Raw genomic sequence first — 18,789 nt, forward strand, 5'->3', positions numbered from 1 at the left:
TTTGAGAAAAGGTGAGTCTGATCTCCATCCAAGCACGTCCCTATGCCATCGATCGCGATACGCTTTATTTACTGGCACAGTCACCTTCCGTTCAGTTTATTTATTGGCAGCTCTCCACCTGTAAGGCAAGGCTCATTCAGGAGCATTTCCAGAAGGACTGGCGCTCATTAACACCCACGATACGATTCCATGAAGTGAGCGACGAATCTTTCAATATGCCGCAGCAATCCGCCCAGCGGGTCTCAGAGCTTCTTCTTCCCCCAGGAGAATCCTGCTTTCTAAGCGGGTTAATCTCTGGCCAAACGTACTTCGCGAGATTGGGTATCCGGAATGAGCAGGGACATTTCCTGCCGCTCCTCCAATCCAATACGATTCAAATCCCAGTCATAGACTTGCCTAGCGCACGACATCCAGCCGAATCTGATCAGCCTTTTATCTACCAGCTGACGCCCCTTCTTCTACCGCAAGTAACGCCCGATGCACATGCGTATTTCTCGGCCTATTCGGTGTATGTCCCGAAGAAAACTTACCTTGTAGATATGGAATCCGGAGGCGATACTGATTGAGCACTAACGTACAAGGCTATGTTGCTTTGCTCTTGCATGCCCATATCCCTTATGTTCGCCACAATGCATCTGAAATTACGTTGGAAGAACGCTGGTTTTTCGAAGCGGTTGTCGATACATATCTACCTCTCATCGACATGATGGAGAGGCTCATTGAAGATCATGTCCCGTTCCGTCTTATGTTGTCCTTGTCTCCTCCCCTGCTTGCCATGCTGGAGGATTCACGGTTACATCTGCGCCTTCGCAAGCACCTCTCCTCGCTTTGCGAGCTGGGGCAGCGCGAAGTCATTCGCCTGTGGGGCGATGAGGCCTTCGGACCGCTAGCCAAGCTGTATGCTGATCGGTATCATCGGCTCAGCCTACTATACGATCGCCTTCATGGCGATCTGATTGCGAAATTCCGCAGCCTAAGCAGCACAGGCTGCTTAGAATTAATTACCTGCGCCGCGACGCATGCATTCTTACCTTTGGTAAAGAACGATGTCACCCTGCGCGCGCAGCTCGAGGCGGCGGTGCAGGAATTCCGCCGGCATTTCGGTGTGGCACCTTCTGGCATCTGGCTGCCAGAGTGCGGCTACACGCCAGCGCTTGAGCCTCACCTGCAAGCGTTGGATCTACGGTACTTCGTCGTAGATACGCATGCGCATACCCTCGCGCGTCGCGACAGCGCTTCAGAAGGAGAGATCGCAGGTCTGCCGCTGCGCACGCCAGGCGGCGCCTGTGCATTCGCCCGGGATCCCGAGGCCGGCGCCCACGTATGGAGCGCCGAGGCTGGATACCCCGGCGACCCTGACTATCGCGAATATTATCGCGATATCGGTTATGACCTTGGCCACGATGGCGGTGCCGAGTGGGCCTACTTGAAGCCCTATGTGCTGCCGGACGGCGCACGCATCAACACGGGCTTCAAATACTACAGCGTCACCGGTGATGGTGACGCCAAAGTGCCCTACAACCCGGCGCGCGCCGCTCAGAAAGCTCAGCAGCATGCTGAGCATTTCATCGCTAGCCGGGTGGCGCAGCTGCGCCGCCTCGCGGAGCAGCGCACTGGGGGCGCAGCAGCTTCGTCTGCGCCAGAACACCCCTCGGTTATCGTATGTCCATACGATGCCGAATTGTTCGGGCACTGGTGGTACGAAGGCCACCAGTGGCTCGAAGCCGTGCTGCGCGGCCTCGCCGCGCGCAGCGATGAAAGCGTAGTCGTGAACACGACTACGCTTGGCAACTACGCCGCCGCCCATGCGCCGACCACCGTAGCGGAGCTTCCGGTGTCGAGCTGGGGACGCGGCGGCTATGCCGAAGTCTGGCTGCAGCCACGCAGCCAGTGGGTCACGCCGCGGCTGCACGCGGCGGAGGATCGCATGGTGCAGGCTGCGCAGAAGCACCATGACCCGGCAGCGCTTAGCAGCCTGCAGCTGCGGGCGCTGAATCAAGCCGCGCGGGAGCTAATGCTCGCGCAGAGCAGCGACTGGACGTTTATTTTAGATGCGGACACAGTCACCTCGTACGCGACGAAACGAATCGAAACGCATCTGTCCCACTTTCATAACCTGCTGAACACTTTTGACAAAGGTAGCTCTGACAAAGAGCTTTCCACACTGGTCCAATCCTTGGAACGGAAGTCCCCTTTTTTACCAGAACTACATTATCGCATTTTTCAGTCATCTTCTTTTACAAACGTAATTCATCGCTCACCGTTGAGCGTATATACAGACATACCATTAAACGAAGTTGCGGTCACCTCATTAGCAGAGGCAGCCCCTCACCGCCATGCAACCAAATTGCGCATTCTCATGCTCGCTTGGGAATACCCGCCACATGTAATCGGGGGGCTTGCAAGAGCAGTCTGTGACCTTTCCAGGCAACTTGCTTCCGACTGCCATACCGTTCATGTGATCACCTGTCAGTCTCCTGGCTGTCCTTCCTATGAAGTGTCAGAAGGTGTCCATATTCATCGTGCGGAAGTGCTTTCTACGGCTGACTCCCTTCATTTCCTCGATAGCGTATTCCAAATGAATATGGCTTTCACAGATATCATGTTGGGGTTATCACGGCAAGGCCACGTGTTCGATCTGGTGCATGCGCATGATTGGCTTGTTTACTACACAGCACATGTAGCCAAGCAAGAGCTGCGCCTCCCGCTTCTAGCAACGATTCACGCAACGGAAACGGGGCGAAATCTAGGAAAGCTGGAATCACCTTTACAGAAAAGGATTCATACCCTAGAAGGTAAATTAACAGAAGCGGCCGATCATCTCATCGTTTGCAGTCTGTCTATGCAGCAGGAGGTCAAGGCGCTCTTTCATATCCCTATTCACCAAATAACACCTATCCCCAACGGTGTTGCTTCCTTTCACAAACCAGATCCATCGTTATCCACGATGAATCCGATGCTTGCTGACGCCATTTCCGCTCAGGGTAAGCCGCAACGTATTCTTGCTTTTCTAGGTCGTCTTGTCTATGAAAAAGGCGTACACACGCTGCTAGCCGCTATGCCAATTGTGCTCGCAAGCTTCCCAGACTCCAAATTAGTCATCGCCGGCACGGGGCCTGAGCGTGATCCGTTGGAGGAGCTTGCACTGGGCTTAGGAGATCGGGTTCGTTTCACAGGCTTTCTCGATGAGACGGATAAATGCTTGCTTTTACAATCGGCAGAACTCTGTATATTTCCAAGCCTGTACGAACCCTTCGGATTAGTCGCTTTGGAAGCAATGGCCAGCGGAACACCTCTCATCGTCTCTGATACAGGAGGCCTTGCGGAGATTGTCAGCCACGGGATCAACGCATGTACATTTCCTCCAGGTGATAGCGAGGCTTTAGCAGCGCAAATCATTCAGCTTTTAGAGCAACCGAACTACGCAGCTAAGCTTGCTTCCACCGCCTTACGCAGCGTTCATACCAATTATGACTGGGCGAAAATAGGATCTTTGACAACTCACGTTTACGAGACTGTGATTTACAAACTGGCTGCACCAAACACTATGTCCTCGCAGCAAAAGGAAATAATCAAGTAATTTGGATATCGATACCAAATGAAAGCGTGGCCAGCAAGAATTTTCAGAATTTTTTCAAAGAATCATTGATTCCTTTGTCAGAATTAGGTAACCTATTGGCAAGACTTGTGCTCCATCGTTCAGACCTCCTGGCCTGATCTGAATGCGCGATCAAACAAAAGAGTGGGGAAGTGATTGTATTGCCAAGACATCTGGTCATCGGAAATGGAAAATTCCTTATTAACCTCGATCAGCATTCCTACATGCGAGATCTGTACTATCCTTTCGTAGGCCAGCTTAACCATATTGGCGGTTATCAGTGCCGTGTAGGTGTATGGGTAGATGGCGACTTCGCATGGCTGAATGCCCCTGAGTGGCAATTCAAGCTCGCCTATGTGGAAGATTCCCTTGTCACAGAAGTGACAGCTACACATCCCGGACTCGGTGTTACTCTGCTTATGAATGACGGCGTTCACCAGCGCGAGGATATTTATTTGAAACGGATTCACATTACGAATCACACCAATACAGTTCGTGAAGTACGTATGTTCTTCAATCAGGATTTGCTCATCAATGAGACGGAAGTTGGCGATACAGCCGCTTACTACCCTGCAACGAATACCGTCTTTCATTATAAAAAGGATCGTTACTTCATGTTTAACGGCAGTACCGGTACAGAGGGTATTTATCAATATTCCACCGGTGTCAAAAGGTTCTATAACGCCGAAGGCACATGGCGCGATGCCGAAGATGGTCATCTCATGGGAAATGCCATCGCACAAGGCTCCGTTGATAGCACAATCTCCTTCCGTCTCTTCATCCCTCCTAACGGTAACCAATCACTTTACTATTGGATGGGCGCAGGCAAGACGCTGGAGGAAGTTAAAAAGCTCGACGCCTATGTGAAAGACAGCCACCCAGGCAAGCTGCTTGACCGTGTGACTGTGTATTGGCAGCGTTGGGCCAACAAAATCGATCGCGAATACTTCGATCTCACACCCGAAGTGCAACGTCTTTTTAAACAAAGCCTGCTGCTCGTCCGCACGCAAACCGATGTCAACGGCGCTATTATTGCAGCGAACGATTCCGACATTATGCAAAGCAATCGCGATCATTATAGTTACATGTGGCCTCGCGATGGCGCATTAATCGCTTACTCCATGTCCATGGCTGGCTACCAAGGTATGATTATTCCTTTCTTTAACTTCTGTGCGAATGTGTTGTCGCCTGAAGGTTACTTGCATCACAAATACAATCCGGACGGCACTGTAGGCTCCAGCTGGCATCCTTACATTCATTCCGGTCGTGTACAGCTTCCGATTCAGGAAGACGAAACTGCGCTTGTCTTATTTGCTCTATGGCAGGATTTCCAGAAAAATGGAAGCCTCGAATTTGCTCAATCGCTTTATCGTAATCTCATTCGTAGAGCGGCCAGATTCATGTCCACCTACATTGATCAAGAGCTGAATTTACCGAAGCCGAGCTACGATTTATGGGAAGAACGCTACGGGATCTATACCTTTACAGCATCTGCTGTATATGGCGGATTAATCGCTGCTTCGAACTTCAGCAATTTGTTTGGGGATGAGGAGCGAAGCAATCGCTACAAGCATACCGCGGAGAAAATAAAATCCGGTATCCTGAAGCATCTGTGGGATGAAGGAGAACAACGATTCGTTCGCGGCTTGTATATGGAAGATGGCGAATGGGTTAAGGATATGACGTTGGAAAGCTCTGTGTACGGCATTTTCGAATTTGGCGTACTGCCTGCTGACGATCCGCGTGTAGTAAGTACAATGCTAGCTAACAAAGCAGGTCTTATGATCAAAACCGATGTCGGCGGTTCCGCCCGTTATCATCATGATTATTACTTCCAACGCTCCACCGATATTGAGAAAGTGCCAGGTAATCCTTGGATTATCTGTACACTCTGGATTGCTGAATGGGAAATTGAATATGCCAAAACGATTGCTGACCTCGAGGCTCCACGCAAAACGTTGGAGTGGGTAGTCAAACACGCGATGGAAAGCGGCGTATTGTCCGAGCAATTGGATCCATTCTCCGGCGAGCCGGTGTCCGTAGCTCCACTTACGTGGTCTCATGCGACTTATGTGTTAACCGTAGTTAAATACCTGAACAAATTTAAGCAGCTTTCCAAATCGTAACGATTGATGTCGGCCGTTCTCTAAGGGGGACGGCTTTTTTCAATGACATTGGAAAATCAAGTCACTTAAGAAAATAGCAGCCTCAGCTGCCCCCCGCTAGATCGAAAATCTAGTTATTCTCAAGGAGGCGTGTACATGGGTAATTTCCCAGGTAATTTCATCATCTTTTTTATTATCGCAATAGCTGTTATATCCCTTTTCGCAATCATGTCCAATGGAAGTCAAAACAGGAATCGACGGAGACGCCGTGATGACAACCATGATGTCAGCTATAGCGGCTTCGCTAGTGATTCCTCTATCAATGATGATCATCATCGACATCATGGTAATCATCATCATGGCAATCATGGCGGTCATAGTCATCACGGGGATTCCAACGACAGTGGTGGGGATAGTGGAGGCGGAGATTCTGGCGGTGGAGGCGATGGTGGTGGTGGCGGCGACTAAGTCAACGCTACCCGAAACAACCAGCCTTTCTCATACGGCGACTCATACAGCAGCATAGTGGCCCGTTCTACCAAAATGTTCACAGCAATTACTTTCCCTGTTATCGGCGAAAATAAATCATATTCATCGACAGCGGTTTCGAGTGAGCTCATGAACGCCCCTTTTGTTAGCTCGGCACCTTTCTCTGGCAATTCGATGAATAAGATCATTCCCCATTTTTCTAACGCATGCTCTGTAAGTCCAATTACCGCTTCATCGCCTTCTTTTCGTACCCAATATAGTTCTTCAGTCGTTATGACATCCATGTATGTTTCTCCTTATGAAGAAAGACCCCTCCGCCCGCATTCGCATGCCGATCTGAGGGGTCTTCCTATGTAATTTAAGCTTATTTAACAACCAAGTTTTTGTCGCCTGGTTTCCAGTTCATTGGGCACAATCCGCCGGATTGTAGCGCTTGAAGCACACGAAGTGTTTCTTCTACGCTGCGGCCTACGTCGTTGTGGTTAACAACTTCGTATTTCAATTCGCCTTCTGGGTCGATGATGAAAAGACCGCGAAGCGCGATACCTTCTTCTTCGATTAGAACGCCGTAGTCACGAGCAACGGATTTAGTAATGTCAGCAGCAAGTGGGAATGCCAATTTGCCAAGACCATTGTCGTTAATTGGTGTGTTGATCCACGCTTTGTGTGTGTGGATACTGTCGATGGAAACACCTAGAATTTCAGTGTCCAATGCTTTGAATTGGTCAGCAGCATGGCTAATTGCTGTGATTTCTGTTGGACATACGAATGTGAAGTCCAATGGGTAGAAGAAAAGAACTAACCATTTTCCTTTGTAATCGGACAAAGATGCTTTACCAAATGCTGTACCGTCACCTGTAGCTGTCTCCATTGTAAAATCAGGAGCTTGTTTACCAACTAAACGTTCTACCATGGGTATAATTCCTCCTCAAATCTATCTTTAATCTATATTATCCGTTTAAAATGGTATCATCCCCCTACTTGAAAGTCAATAATTAGATCGTATACTAGGTAATAATTATTTTAATCCACGAAATAAAAAAGCCCGCAGTCCCGAAGCATTCCTGCTTCGAGCTCGCGAGCTTATTTATGATTCCTATTTGCGCATTGCATTAACAATCAATTGACCCATTGCAAGCGTACCGATCGCTGTGCTCTTATCCACTGCGATGTCGCCCGTACGGTGACCAGCGTCCAACACTTCTTTCACAGCACGCTCGATGGAATCCGCTGCTTCGTGGTAACCGAAAGTCAAACGGAACATCAAAGCAACGGAAAGGATTGTTGCGATTGGGTTGGAGATACCTTGACCTGCGATATCAGGTGCAGAGCCGTGTACCGGCTCGTACAAGCCGAAGCTTCCTTCACCAAGGGAAGCGGATGCTAGCATTCCGATGGAGCCTGTAAGCATTGCTGCTTCATCACTCAAAATGTCGCCGAACATGTTCTCTGTTACGATAACATCGAAGCTGGACGGACGGCGAAGCAATTGCATCGCACAGTTATCAACCAATATGTGCTCTAGCTCAATATCTGGATAGTCAGCCGCAACACGGATAACCGTTTCGCGCCATAGGCGGGACGTTTCCATTACGTTTGCTTTGTCAACGGAAGCAAGTTTCTTGCGACGCGTTCCTGCAATTTCAAATGCTTGGCGCGCGATACGCTCGATTTCTTTTACATTGTAAACACAAGTATCAACCGCTTCTTGACCGTTCACTGTTTCACGTCGGAATTTCTCTCCGAAGTAGCTCCCGCCAGTCAACTCACGAACAACGATCAAATCTGTACCTTCTAGAACTTCCGGTTTCAATGTGGAAGCTTCTTTCAAGCAATCAAAGATGAACGCAGGACGGATGTTGGAGAACAAGCCAAGCTCTTTACGAATTCCTAGAAGACCTGTTTCAGGACGAAGCTCTTTGGAATTGTTGTCCCATTTCGGACCACCAACTGCTCCTAGAAGGACAGCATCAGCGGATTGACAAACTTTCAATGTTTCTTCCGGAAGCGGTGTACCTTTCTCATCGATTGCGATACCGCCGAAAAGAGCGTGTTCTGTTTCAAATTGATATCCGAACAATTCTTCGGTACGTTTCAATACTTTTTCTGCTTCTGCAACGACTTCTGGACCAATACCGTCCCCAGCGATTACCGCAATTTTTTTAACATCAGCCATGACAATCATTCACTCCTTATTTTAGCAAACCTAGTTCGTTCGTTGATCTATCATTCTATCCTGAACTCATTGTACCATAAGATGACACCCCACTTTAGATATAAAAGCTATCGCTTTAATAGTTTATTCCTATAACTGTGCATATGAAAAGCCCTCTCCTGCCTAGCAGCATGAAAGGGCGTAAGATTAGCTCGGTTTGATAATCATGAAAATGAACAGCATGACACCTACGGTAGATGCCGCGTAGAAATAATTACGCGCTTTTGCCCAATGTAACAGCTGCTCGCCTGGAAGTGTAGTCTCCTTCTGATTCTTAGGATCCAGCACCCAGCCGCCTAGCTTTTTCTGATTTGGTGTTGCGAAGCCGATGGCAATAATTTGAATGATCACATAGGCCACAAGCGAGCCGATCAGCCAAATTTGCATGATGGAGCCGTAATTGCCTAACCAAAACAACAACAATCCAGTAAGCACGGCAAGGCTGCCGCCGATTTTCGGAAACATCTCCAACCGACTTCCTACACGCAAAGACATCCGTAGTTCCTCTAGCGTTTGTTTTTTTCTAAGCAGCACATGAGCAAAAAATGTTGGACCAACCCCGATAATGGCAGACAAAACATGAATGAGAACAAGAAACTTCACGCCAATACACCTCTCACTATGTAATATATAAACAACACAGTTTATAGGATACAATTGAAAGATGAAAGAATCTAGGTTGGCTACCGCCAGTAGTGGATATTTCTACCAGAATTTTGATAAAGATTTCATCAATTTTTATGCTCATCTCCAGCTGTTAGCAAAGGTTCATACATCATGATCGCATGATTATCCGTCACCCATTCATCCCTCACGATCTGCCCTTCTGGATTCAACACTTTGCGATGAATCTCATTATGCCGGACATAACCGCCCCAGAATTCACGTGTGATCCGATGGCTCTTTTCATAAATTTCATAGGCATGAAGGCCGGGATGATGTGCTCGCCATTCACCTACAAGATGGGTATCCGTGACCTGGATCGAGAGCTGATAGGGCTCCAACGTGTCATTTCGAATTTGTAAATCCAAGTAATTGTAATAACATGTTGCTCCACTCCCAAAAGGCTGAACTCTCCCAGCATCTGGAAACACATCATAACTGTGGCGATACCTTTCCGTTACGGTAAGCGGCGTATGCAGGGTCATCCAGTAGATCAAATTCGAAAGCTGGCATAGCCCTCCCCCAACTCCTGTCTTCACCTTCCCATGAAAAAGAACCATCCCATCGACATACCCCTTCCTACGGGTCGTACTGCCAATTAAGCGCCAATAGGAAAAAGTCTCACCAGGCTTAATAATCACGCTATTCAACTGCTTGGCAGCGAGCTTCAAATTAATAACCTTGTTATGCTGAAGCCACATATCCACGTCTTTCAACTGCCTCAAGAGGGGCGTACGGTGTGTGAAAACGAGGTGAGGTAGTAACGCGCTCTGTTTTTGGGCGGCATACGTTTTACCATCAAACATCCAGGCCCAGTATCGTTTCAAACGATACGCTTTGATCCCTGCGTAGATCCTTACTCGACTTCTATGGATTGGTTTTAAGGGTTGTTTCGGCATCTTCATCCGTCAGATAATCCCCTTTCTCACTTCCTTGTCCCTATCATAATTTCAAAATAATGCCAAGTCAATTTCTTGGAAATGATACCAAGCAATTACTGAGAAAGGATCCCATTACTTGATTATTTCTACACGCGAATGGTAGAATGTTAAAAAATGGTAGTGAAGTACACGCCGCTTCTTTAGTTCAGCCTTTGCTGATACTAGGGAGTGGCTTCTTTATATTCTGAAAAAAGGGGCGGAATTAGGTTATGTCATTATTCGATACATCTTATAAGGCATTCATACAGGAGCATTATAACAGACGTAAGGGTGAACGATTACAAAGATTGAAAGAAGGATTTAAGGCCCCATCCGGGCCTTATCGGCGCGCACATGCGCCAAGATCAGGCTTTAACGCCTAAAAAGGACGTTAAAGCTCCCTTTCCATCCCTCCGCCGCGGGCAGTCAGCACTTTAAGGCCCCATCCGGGCCTTATTGGCGCGTACGTGCGCCCAGATCACAGCAAGCGCACGCAAAAACACCCAAGGCCATTAGCCTTGGGTGGTGCTGCAACTCTAGCTTATGCGTTTTGCAAATAGGATTCCATCGCCGTTGCGAGCTTCTTCATGCCCAGAACGGTAGTTTCTTTATCGGTGTGCGTGTAGTTCAGGCGCATCGTGTTGTACTGTGGGTTTTCCGCGTAGAACGTAGCACCAGGAACAAAGGCTACGCCTTCTTTGACCGCGATTTTCAACAAATCCGCAGCGTTAATTTGCTCAGGAAGCTCAACCCAAATGAACATGCCGCCCTTTGGCTCTTCCCATTTCAGACCAGGCCAGTTCAGCTCAGTCAGCAGTCCTGACATGAATTTCATCCGATCCAAATACTGTTCGCGGATTAAGGAAATATGAGCGTCCAGATTAAAATGCTCAAGCAGATGATATAGCGTTTGCTGATCGATCGTGCTAGAGTGCAAATCTGCTGATTGCTTGAAGCGTGCAACCTGACGAATGAGCGACTCGTCACCCATCACCCATCCTGTACGGAACGCAGGTGCAACGGTTTTGGAGAAGGTACTCGTATAAACGACGTTACTACCTTCTGCTTTTCCTGCTAACGAGTAGACAGTCGGGTAGCTTTCGCTTTCATCAAACTGGATCTCCCCATACGGGTCATCTTCCAGAATCAGTACGTCAGCGCCGCGGCAAATATCCAGCAAGCCTTGACGGCGTTCGATGCTCCATGCACGACCCGCAGGGTTGGAGAAGGTTGGGATAACATAGACCATTTTCGGATTATGCTTCGCAATTTTAGCTGACAAATCCTCAAGAATCATGCCGTCGCTATCGCTGTCAACGGAGTAAATCTTCGCGCCTTTGGCTTGGAACACTTGGATCGCGGCCAAATACGTCGGACTTTCTACGAGAATGATATCACCTTCATCAATATACACACGTGTCAACAGATCGATCGCTTGCTGCGAGCCTGTCGTGAGCAGCATCTCGTCTGGTGTAACTATCATGTTTTTCGCAGCCATCCGCTTACATAAGGATTCGCGCAAAGGCTTGTAGCCTTCCGTCAAACCATATTGCAGCGCAGATTTCCCGCCGCCAACAACTCTTGTGAACGCTTCACTGACAGCGTCTAATGGAAAAAACTCTTCAGCAGGCAATCCGCCAGCAAAGGAAATAATCGAGCTCCCTTGAGTCAGCTTAAGAATTTCTCTTACAGCTGACGATGAGAAGCCTTCCAACGATTTAGAAAATCGATATTTCATACAGGGACGCATCCTTTCGCATTTGTAGAAAGCACCCCTCCTCGAGTCGTGGAGGTGAGGTGCTAATCCGGGTTGCCGTGAAAGCTAAGAGATTATATTAACGTAACATTACTTCTGTTACTTGTTGGGTTTTTGCGCTTATCGATCAGTCTGTTCACAGCGTCTAGGTAAGCCTTCGCGCTTGCTTCCAGAATATCCGTCGAAATACCGCGTCCTTGCACGGACATGGAGTCTTGCTTCAGTACGACGTGAACTTCACCTAGCGCATCTTTCCCGTGCGAAACGGATTTGATGGAATAGTCGTCAAGCTCGACGTTTTCCTTCGTCGCTTTATCAATCGCGTTGTAGATCGCGTCAACCGAACCGTTTCCTACCGCACTCTCAGCCACCTCGCTGCCATCTTGGAAGCGAACATGAACTGTTGCGGTTGGCGTCATTTGGTTGCCGTAGGCAACTTGAAGCGTGCCAAGTGCGAAAATTTCTGGTGTCTCGATCAATTTTTCTTCGATCAAAGCACGAATATCTTCGTCTTCTACCTGCTTCTTGCGATCTGCCAAATCCTTAAACTTGGCAAAAGCCACGTTTACTTGCTCGTCGCCGAGCTCGTAGCCGAGATCAATGAGCTTTTCACGGAATGCATGGCGTCCGGAGTGTTTGCCCATAACGAGCTTACTTTCCTTCACGCCGATCGTTTCCGGTGACATAATCTCGTAGGTCGTTTTCTCTTTGAGCATCCCATCCTGATGGATGCCAGACTCATGCGCGAAGGCGTTAGCGCCAACAATCGCCTTGTTGCCTGGAACCACCATGCCTGTCAGCTTGCTGACTAGACGGCTGGTGCGGTAGATCTCGTTCAGCACAAGCGAAGTCTTCGCTTGGTAGAAGTCTTGGCGTGTTTCCAGCGCCATGACGACTTCCTCGATCGAGGTATTCCCTGCTCGCTCGCCAATACCATTGATGGTACCTTCGATTTGATCGGCACCATTCAGAACAGCTGCGAGCGCGTTCGCAGTCGCCATGCCTAAGTCGTCATGGCAGTGCGCGCTCAATTGAATTTTCTCAATGCCAGGAACGGTTTCCTTCAGCATTTTGAAAATGTTCCCATAGTCATATGGTGTCATATAGCCAACGGTGTCCGGAATATTTACGACAGAAGCGCCGGCACGAATCGCCATGTTAGTTACTTCAGCGATGAAGTCTAGCTCGGTACGACCAGCATCCTCGAGTGAGAACTCAATTTTGCTGAAATATTTCTTCGCATATTTAATCGCGGCTTCTGCCGTTTCGAGCACCTGATACTTCTCCATCCGCAGCTTATGCTGACGGTGAATCGGAGACGTTGCAAGGAAGAGATGGATACAAGGATCCTGTGCACCCTGAAGGGCTTCACGCACAGCCTCGATATCATTCTCTCTCGAACGGGACAAGCCGATGACAGAAGCATTCTTAACCGCTCTAGCGACCGCATTCACACCCGCCAGATCCCCTGGGGATGCCGCAGGAAAACCAGCCTCCATACGATCCACACCCAGCTTCTCCAACTGCAAAGCGATCTCAACCTTCTCCTGTGTATTCAAGTTCACACCTGGTGACTGCTCACCATCACGAAGGGTTGTATCAAAAATATAAATTTTACGCACCATGTCACCTCCTATGAGTTTTCGATAGAAAACTTACTTCGTAAGCTTTTGCTTAGTTTTCGGTAGAAAACTTGCTTCGTAAGCATTTACTAAGATGTTTAAATTTCCAAGTCGTTATAGTATTCACAGGGAGCAATTGGGAAATTCTCCTCAATCACTCCCTGTGGAATGTACAGCTATAAGATTCGATAATAACGTTAGATTACTTTTTGATCCAGTGCATCATTTCACGCAATTGACCGCCAACAACCTCGATAGGGTGTTGAGCTTCGTTACGACGCGTTGCGTTCATGAATGCGAAGTTGGATTGGTTTTCCAAGATGAAGTCGCGAGCGAATTTACCTTGTTGGATATCGGAAAGAACTTCTTTCATTGCTTTTTTCGTTTCAGCTGTGATGATACGAGGACCAGTTACATAGTCACCATACTCAGCTGTGTTGGAGATCGAGCTGCGCATGGAAGCAAGTCCACCTTCATACATCATATCAACGATCAATTTCAATTCGTGCAAACACTCGAAGTAAGCCATTTCAGGTGCATAACCTGCTTCAACCAATGTTTCGAAACCAGCTTTAACTAGCTCAGAAGCACCACCACAAAGAACAGCTTGCTCACCGAACAAATCAGTTTCTGTTTCTTCACGGAAAGAAGTTTCGATAACGCCTGCACGTGTACAGCCGATACCTTTTGCATAAGCAAGACCGATTGCTTTTGCATTGCCAGTCGCATCTTTCTCGATTGCGATCAAGCCAGGTACACCAAAGCCTTCAACGTACGTACGACGTACCATGTGACCAGGGGATTTAGGAGCTACCAAGAATACATCTGTACCTTCAGGAGCAACGATTTGTCCGAAATGGATGTTAAATCCGTGGGAGAACATGATTGCTGCGCCTTTTTTCATGTTCGGTTGAATGGACTCACGGTAAACGCGAGCTTGTGTTTCATCCGGCATCAAAATTTGGATAACATCAGCGCGACGTGCTGCTTCTTCTACAGATACAACTTCGAAACCATCGTTTTTAGCTGCGTTCCATGAACGGCCTTCACGAAGTCCGATAATAACGTTCAACCCGCTATCACGCAAGTTTTGTGCTTGTGCGTGCCCTTGGGAACCATAACCAACAACCGCAATCGTTTTACCTTTAAGTACCGCTAAGTCTGCATCTTTTTCATAGTAAGTAGTAACTGCCATTCGAATAAATCCTCCTTTGATATAATGAATCCGTTTTGTCTACCCCTTGAGTGGGTGTTTCAACGATTTACCGTGGTACTTCGCTGAAACCCCCACTCAAAGAGAGCTTACTTCTCGTTGAAAATGGGTGTTTCTATTTATTTAACGGAACCGCGAATCATCGCAGTAACGCCCGTACGGGAAAGCTCACGAATGCCATAAGGACGAAGCAATTCGACCATAGCATCTATTTTATCTGAATCTCCAACAACTTGCACGATCAATGATGCAGGCCCAATATCGACAACTGCCGCGCGGAACGTTTCCACGATGCCTAGAATTTCTGGACGCATGAGCGGCTCAGCATTTACTTTAATAAGTGCGAGTTCTCTAGCTACCATTGGATTGGAGCTCAGATCAACAACCTTGATAACATCAATCAACTTGTACAATTGCTTGGAGATTTGCTCCAATGTGTTATCATCACCTGTGGTCACGATAACCATCCGAGAAAGTCCGATTTCCTCGGACTCTCCTACGGTGATGCTTTCAATGTTAAAGCCTCTGCGTCCAAACAAACCAGATACACGTTGCAGAACACCAGGCTGATTGTTTACGAGTACGGAAACTGTATGTTTAGTTGTCATTCCGAATCCCCCATTAACATGTCACTAATTGTATCGCCCGCTTTAACCATTGGGAACACGTTCTCGCCCTTCGGTACGACGAAATCAATAACGACAGGCCCCGGTGTATCGAGGGCTTCCTGCCATGCTTTTCTCGCTTCTTCCTTCGTCGTTGCGCGCAAGCCTTTCACGCCGTAAGCTTCTGCAAGCTTCACGAAATCAGGGCTTCCTGCCAAATCAATGTGACTATAGCGATTTTCATAAATGATCTCTTGCCATTGGCGAACCATCCCAAGCACTTGGTTGTTGATAATAACAACTTTAACTGGAATGTTGTTAATCGCACAGATTGCAAGCTCTTGCGCACACATCTGAACGCCGCCATCTCCATTGATGGAAACAACCAGTTTATCCGGGTTCCCCATTTGAGCGCCGATCGCCGATGGGAATCCGAAGCCCATGGTTCCAAGTCCACCGGACGTTACCAGGGAACGCGGGTTTTTGAACTTATAGAACTGCGCGGCCCACATTTGATGCTGACCAACATCTGTTGTAATAATCGCTTCACCTTTAGTCGTTTCGCTGATCATTTCAATGACGTATTGCGGCTTAAGCTCAGTCTCTGTTTCGCCGTATTTCAACGGGAACTTCTCTTTGCTCGCTTGCATTTCAGTAATCCAAGCTTCACCATTCGATGGCTTCGCTTTCGTGTTGGCATACTCGAGAACGGCTTTCACATCACCTACACAAGGGATGTCCGTTTTCACATTCTTCCCGATTTCTGCTGGATCCACGTCGATATGAGCGATCAGTTTTACCCTAGGAGCAAAACCATTCAAATTCATCGTTACACGATCATCAAAACGTGAACCAATGGAAATCAGTAGATCTGCATTCTGGATCGCCGTGTTAGCTGTAAATGTTCCGTGCATTCCCGGCATACCGAGCCATAGCTCGTGTGCACTTGGGAAGCCGCTTAAGCCAAGCAAGGTTGTAACGACAGGGATCCTTGTTTTATTAACAAATTCGATCAATTCATTGGAAGCATCCGCATAAACAACGCCGCCCCCTGCAATGATAACCGGACGTTCAGCCTCTTCGATGGCTTTGATCAGCTTATCCACTTGCAGCTTGTTAGGTTGCACCGTAGGGTTGTAACCACGAATGCTTACATCCGTTACGGGCTTAAATATCGTTTTATGAGCGGAGACATCCTTTGGTATGTCAATGAGAACCGGGCCCTTACGTCCTGAGTTCGCAATATGGAATGCTTCGTGAATGATACGCGGCAGGTCATTAACGTCTCTTACCAAATAACTGTGCTTCGTAATCGGCATTGTAATGCCGGTAATGTCAGCCTCTTGGAAAGCATCCGTACCGATAAAGCTTGTTGCCACGTTACCTGTAATAACAACCATAGGAACAGAATCCATATATGCTGTAGCAATACCTGTGACGAGGTTCGTAGCCCCCGGTCCGGAAGTTGCGATACATACACCAACTTTACCAGTCGAACGAGCGTAGCCATCGGCAGCGTGAATCGCGCCTTGTTCATGTCTAGTCAACAAGTGATTGAAATCGTCAAAACCATGCATCGCATCATAGATGTACAATACAGCGCCGCCTGGATATCCAAAGACGCAGTCCACACCCTCCAGCAATAAGCTTCTTAGCAAAATCTCGGAACCTGTAATCAGGTCTGGCTTCGTAAGCTTCTCAATTAGTTCTTCTTTAGAGCGTTTTGGTTCAGTTTGAACATTCATTGTGATCCTCCTCTCGAAAAGTCAATTCGTGTCATCGTCTAGCATTCCATGAAAATAAGAAAAACCCCTATTCATCCCGTGCGCGCACAAAACGCGCTCAACGGGACGAAAGGGGTTTAAGCTTCCGTGGTACCACCCAAATTTGCTATATGCCTCACAGCACATAACCTTAGCAGGTATGTTCTACTTACAAACATTACCCTCAGCACGATAAAATATCCCTAATACCTGCTTGTAATCTGCATGTTTCAGGAAAACAGCTCCGAGGTGACTTCGTACCTAAGGGATTAAGGCGATGGTTTCAGCAAGTCCAACGCTCTCTGCGCATAAGTGCCCTTATTACTTCTTCCTCTTCATAGCGATTCATTCGTATGCTTCACCATATCTAATATGATTAAAGATTATTATATGCATCCGAAGGCCAATAGTCAATAGGTAGATCGAATAAAACAATGGAAAGTGAGAGAAGACCACATCTGACATCTAAAAACACAAATAGAGCCTGCCCCCTTACGGGGACAAGCTCCGAGACGCGAAGCTAAGCTTACGCGTTTACTTTCGCTTTTGCAGCTGTTGCCAAATCGTTGAACGCTTTGGAATCATTCACAGCTAGGTCAGCCAAGATTTTACGGTTAACTTCGATACCAGCCAGTTTAAGGCCGTGCATCAATTTGCTGTAGCTCAAGCCGTTTTGACGAGCGCCTGCATTGATACGAGTAATCCAAAGTCTACGGAAGTTACGTTTTGTTTGACGACGGTCACGGTATGCATATACCAATGACTTCATTACTTGCTCTTTAGCTGTTTTAAATAAGCGGTGTTTGGAACCGAAATAACCTTTTGCTAATTTCAAAATTTTCTTACGACGGTGAGCGCGAATAAATCCGCCCTTGACTCTTGCCATTGTGAACTACCTCCTGGGATATATAAATGATGTTCGAATTTTACGCTGTGTTAAAATTAACCTTTGATAAGGGACAATTGTTGTTGCAAACGACGTACATCGCCAGGAGCCATTGTTGGGTTCGTGGACAATACGCGTTTTTGCTTGGATGATTTACCAGAAAGCAAGTGGTTTTTACCTTGTTTGTATCTCATCACTTTGCCTGTGCCAGTGATTTTGAAACGGCCTTTCAGGCTGCTGTGTGTTTTCATTTTCGGCATGTTGTTGTTCCTCCTAATTTAGTATACTCGCCTAAGATGTCACTTTCGGCGTTAAGATCATGATCATGCTTCTTCCCTCAAGCTTAGGAGCACGCTCCTGCGAGGAGATTTCAGCAGTTTCTGTAGCTAGACGCTCAAGAACTTTGCGACCAATCTCTGAGTGCGCGATTTCGCGACCACGGAAACGAACGCTAGCTTTGACTTTATCGCCTTCGCCAAGAAACTTAACTGCGTTGCGAAGCTTCGTTTGGAAGTCATGTTCATCGATCGTCGCACTAAGGCGAATCTCTTTGATATCCACAATCTTCTGGTTCTTACGAGCTTCTTTTTCTTTCTTTTGCGTTTCATAACGGAACTTGCCGTAATCCATAATGCGGCAGACAGGCGGCTTCGCCGTCGGTGCAACGTTTACTAAATCAAGGTTCGCGTCAAGTGCAATTTGAAGAGCTTCGCGAATTGGCGTAATGCCAAGTTGTTCTCCGTCCGCCCCGATCAGGCGTACTTCCTTCACACGAATCTCGTCGTTAATCATATGGTCTTTGCTAATTGTGTTCCACCTCCATAAAGTATGTAACTCTCTTCCAAATATAAAAAAGATGCGGGCACAGTGGGCCCACATCTTCATCAATAACAGGTTCTTAACAAAACCTATTGAATGTACATGATGATTCATTCAAACCAGCCAACATACGTT

The 18,789-nt window shown here is 47.5% G+C and carries 17 protein-coding genes; 4 read left to right on the top strand and 13 right to left on the bottom strand.

Annotation, left to right across the window (positions count from 1 at the left end; genetic code table 11):
* Positions 1-11 precede the first annotated feature (11 nt).
* The 4 genes from AC1DVJ_RS00625 (at position 12) to AC1DVJ_RS00640 (ending at position 6,171) form a co-directional block, all read left to right on the top strand.
* Complete coding sequence (locus AC1DVJ_RS00625) at positions 12-566, top strand: DUF4912 domain-containing protein (protein WP_477587610.1); 555 nt, start codon at positions 12-14, stop codon at positions 564-566.
* Positions 563-3,580, top strand: a complete 3,018-nt coding sequence (locus AC1DVJ_RS00630) for a 1,4-alpha-glucan branching protein domain-containing protein (protein ID WP_477587611.1) — start codon at positions 563-565, stop codon at positions 3,578-3,580. Before AC1DVJ_RS00625 ends, AC1DVJ_RS00630 begins: the two co-directional genes overlap by 4 nt.
* 179 nt (positions 3,581-3,759) lie before the next feature.
* The gene (locus AC1DVJ_RS00635; RefSeq protein ID WP_477587612.1) at positions 3,760-5,724 is read left to right on the top strand and encodes a glycoside hydrolase family 15 protein; all 1,965 of its coding nucleotides are present in this window, start codon (positions 3,760-3,762) and stop codon (positions 5,722-5,724) included.
* 135 nt (positions 5,725-5,859) lie between these two features.
* Positions 5,860-6,171 carry a hypothetical protein gene (locus AC1DVJ_RS00640; RefSeq protein WP_477587613.1) on the top strand — a complete coding sequence of 104 codons (312 nt, stop codon included), beginning with the start codon at positions 5,860-5,862 and terminating at the stop codon, positions 6,169-6,171.
* On the opposite strand, the gene AC1DVJ_RS00645 is transcribed toward AC1DVJ_RS00640, so the two are convergent.
* The 13 genes from AC1DVJ_RS00645 to infC all read right to left on the bottom strand — a co-directional run bounded on the left by AC1DVJ_RS00645 (position 6,168) and on the right by infC (position 18,627).
* Positions 6,168-6,476, bottom strand: coding sequence for a glycine cleavage system protein H (locus AC1DVJ_RS00645; protein ID WP_477587614.1), 309 nt, complete (start codon positions 6,474-6,476; stop codon positions 6,168-6,170). The genes AC1DVJ_RS00640 and AC1DVJ_RS00645 overlap by 4 nt on opposite strands.
* Positions 6,477-6,556: 80 nt before the next feature.
* A complete protein-coding gene (locus tag AC1DVJ_RS00650; RefSeq protein ID WP_477587615.1) occupies positions 6,557-7,105 on the bottom strand; it encodes a peroxiredoxin in 549 nt (182 codons plus the stop codon).
* Positions 7,106-7,288: 183 nt separating this feature from the next.
* The gene (gene leuB / locus AC1DVJ_RS00655; protein ID WP_477587616.1) at positions 7,289-8,368 is read right to left on the bottom strand and encodes a 3-isopropylmalate dehydrogenase; all 1,080 of its coding nucleotides are present in this window, start codon (positions 8,366-8,368) and stop codon (positions 7,289-7,291) included.
* 186 nt (positions 8,369-8,554) lie between these two features.
* On the bottom strand, positions 8,555-9,010 hold the full coding sequence (locus AC1DVJ_RS00660; RefSeq protein WP_477587617.1) for a DUF2269 family protein: 456 nt from the start codon (positions 9,008-9,010) through the stop codon (positions 8,555-8,557).
* 128 nt (positions 9,011-9,138) lie between these two features.
* Complete coding sequence (locus tag AC1DVJ_RS00665; protein WP_477587618.1) at positions 9,139-9,969, bottom strand: VanW family protein; 831 nt, start codon at positions 9,967-9,969, stop codon at positions 9,139-9,141.
* 562 nt (positions 9,970-10,531) lie between these two features.
* Positions 10,532-11,728, bottom strand: coding sequence for an aminotransferase-like domain-containing protein (locus tag AC1DVJ_RS00670; protein WP_477587619.1), 1,197 nt, complete (start codon positions 11,726-11,728; stop codon positions 10,532-10,534).
* Positions 11,729-11,820: 92 nt separating this feature from the next.
* The gene (locus AC1DVJ_RS00675) at positions 11,821-13,368 is read right to left on the bottom strand and encodes a 2-isopropylmalate synthase (protein WP_477587620.1); all 1,548 of its coding nucleotides are present in this window, start codon (positions 13,366-13,368) and stop codon (positions 11,821-11,823) included.
* A gap of 202 nt (positions 13,369-13,570) precedes the next feature.
* Positions 13,571-14,563 carry a ketol-acid reductoisomerase gene (ilvC, locus tag AC1DVJ_RS00680; RefSeq protein WP_056609110.1) on the bottom strand — a complete coding sequence of 331 codons (993 nt, stop codon included), beginning with the start codon at positions 14,561-14,563 and terminating at the stop codon, positions 13,571-13,573.
* Positions 14,564-14,700: 137 nt separating this feature from the next.
* Complete coding sequence (ilvN, locus tag AC1DVJ_RS00685; protein ID WP_477587621.1) at positions 14,701-15,189, bottom strand: acetolactate synthase small subunit; 489 nt, start codon at positions 15,187-15,189, stop codon at positions 14,701-14,703.
* Entirely contained in the window at positions 15,186-16,931 is a 1,746-nt protein-coding gene (gene ilvB, locus AC1DVJ_RS00690) for a biosynthetic-type acetolactate synthase large subunit (RefSeq protein WP_477587622.1), read from the bottom strand. The genes ilvN and ilvB overlap by 4 nt, the downstream gene beginning before the upstream one ends.
* Before the next feature lie 544 nt (positions 16,932-17,475).
* Positions 17,476-17,835: a 50S ribosomal protein L20 gene (gene rplT, locus AC1DVJ_RS00695; protein WP_028553998.1), complete on the bottom strand. Its 360-nt coding sequence runs from the start codon at positions 17,833-17,835 to the stop codon at positions 17,476-17,478.
* A 56-nt stretch (positions 17,836-17,891) separates the two neighbouring features.
* Positions 17,892-18,095, bottom strand: a complete 204-nt coding sequence (rpmI, locus tag AC1DVJ_RS00700) for a 50S ribosomal protein L35 (RefSeq protein ID WP_028553997.1) — start codon at positions 18,093-18,095, stop codon at positions 17,892-17,894.
* Between the two features lie 31 nt (positions 18,096-18,126).
* Positions 18,127-18,627 carry a translation initiation factor IF-3 gene (infC, locus tag AC1DVJ_RS00705; RefSeq protein WP_477587623.1) on the bottom strand — a complete coding sequence of 167 codons (501 nt, stop codon included), beginning with the start codon at positions 18,625-18,627 and terminating at the stop codon, positions 18,127-18,129.
* Positions 18,628-18,789: the final 162 nt, after the last annotated feature.

This window comes from Paenibacillus sp. P4_A9, assembly GCF_056402415.1.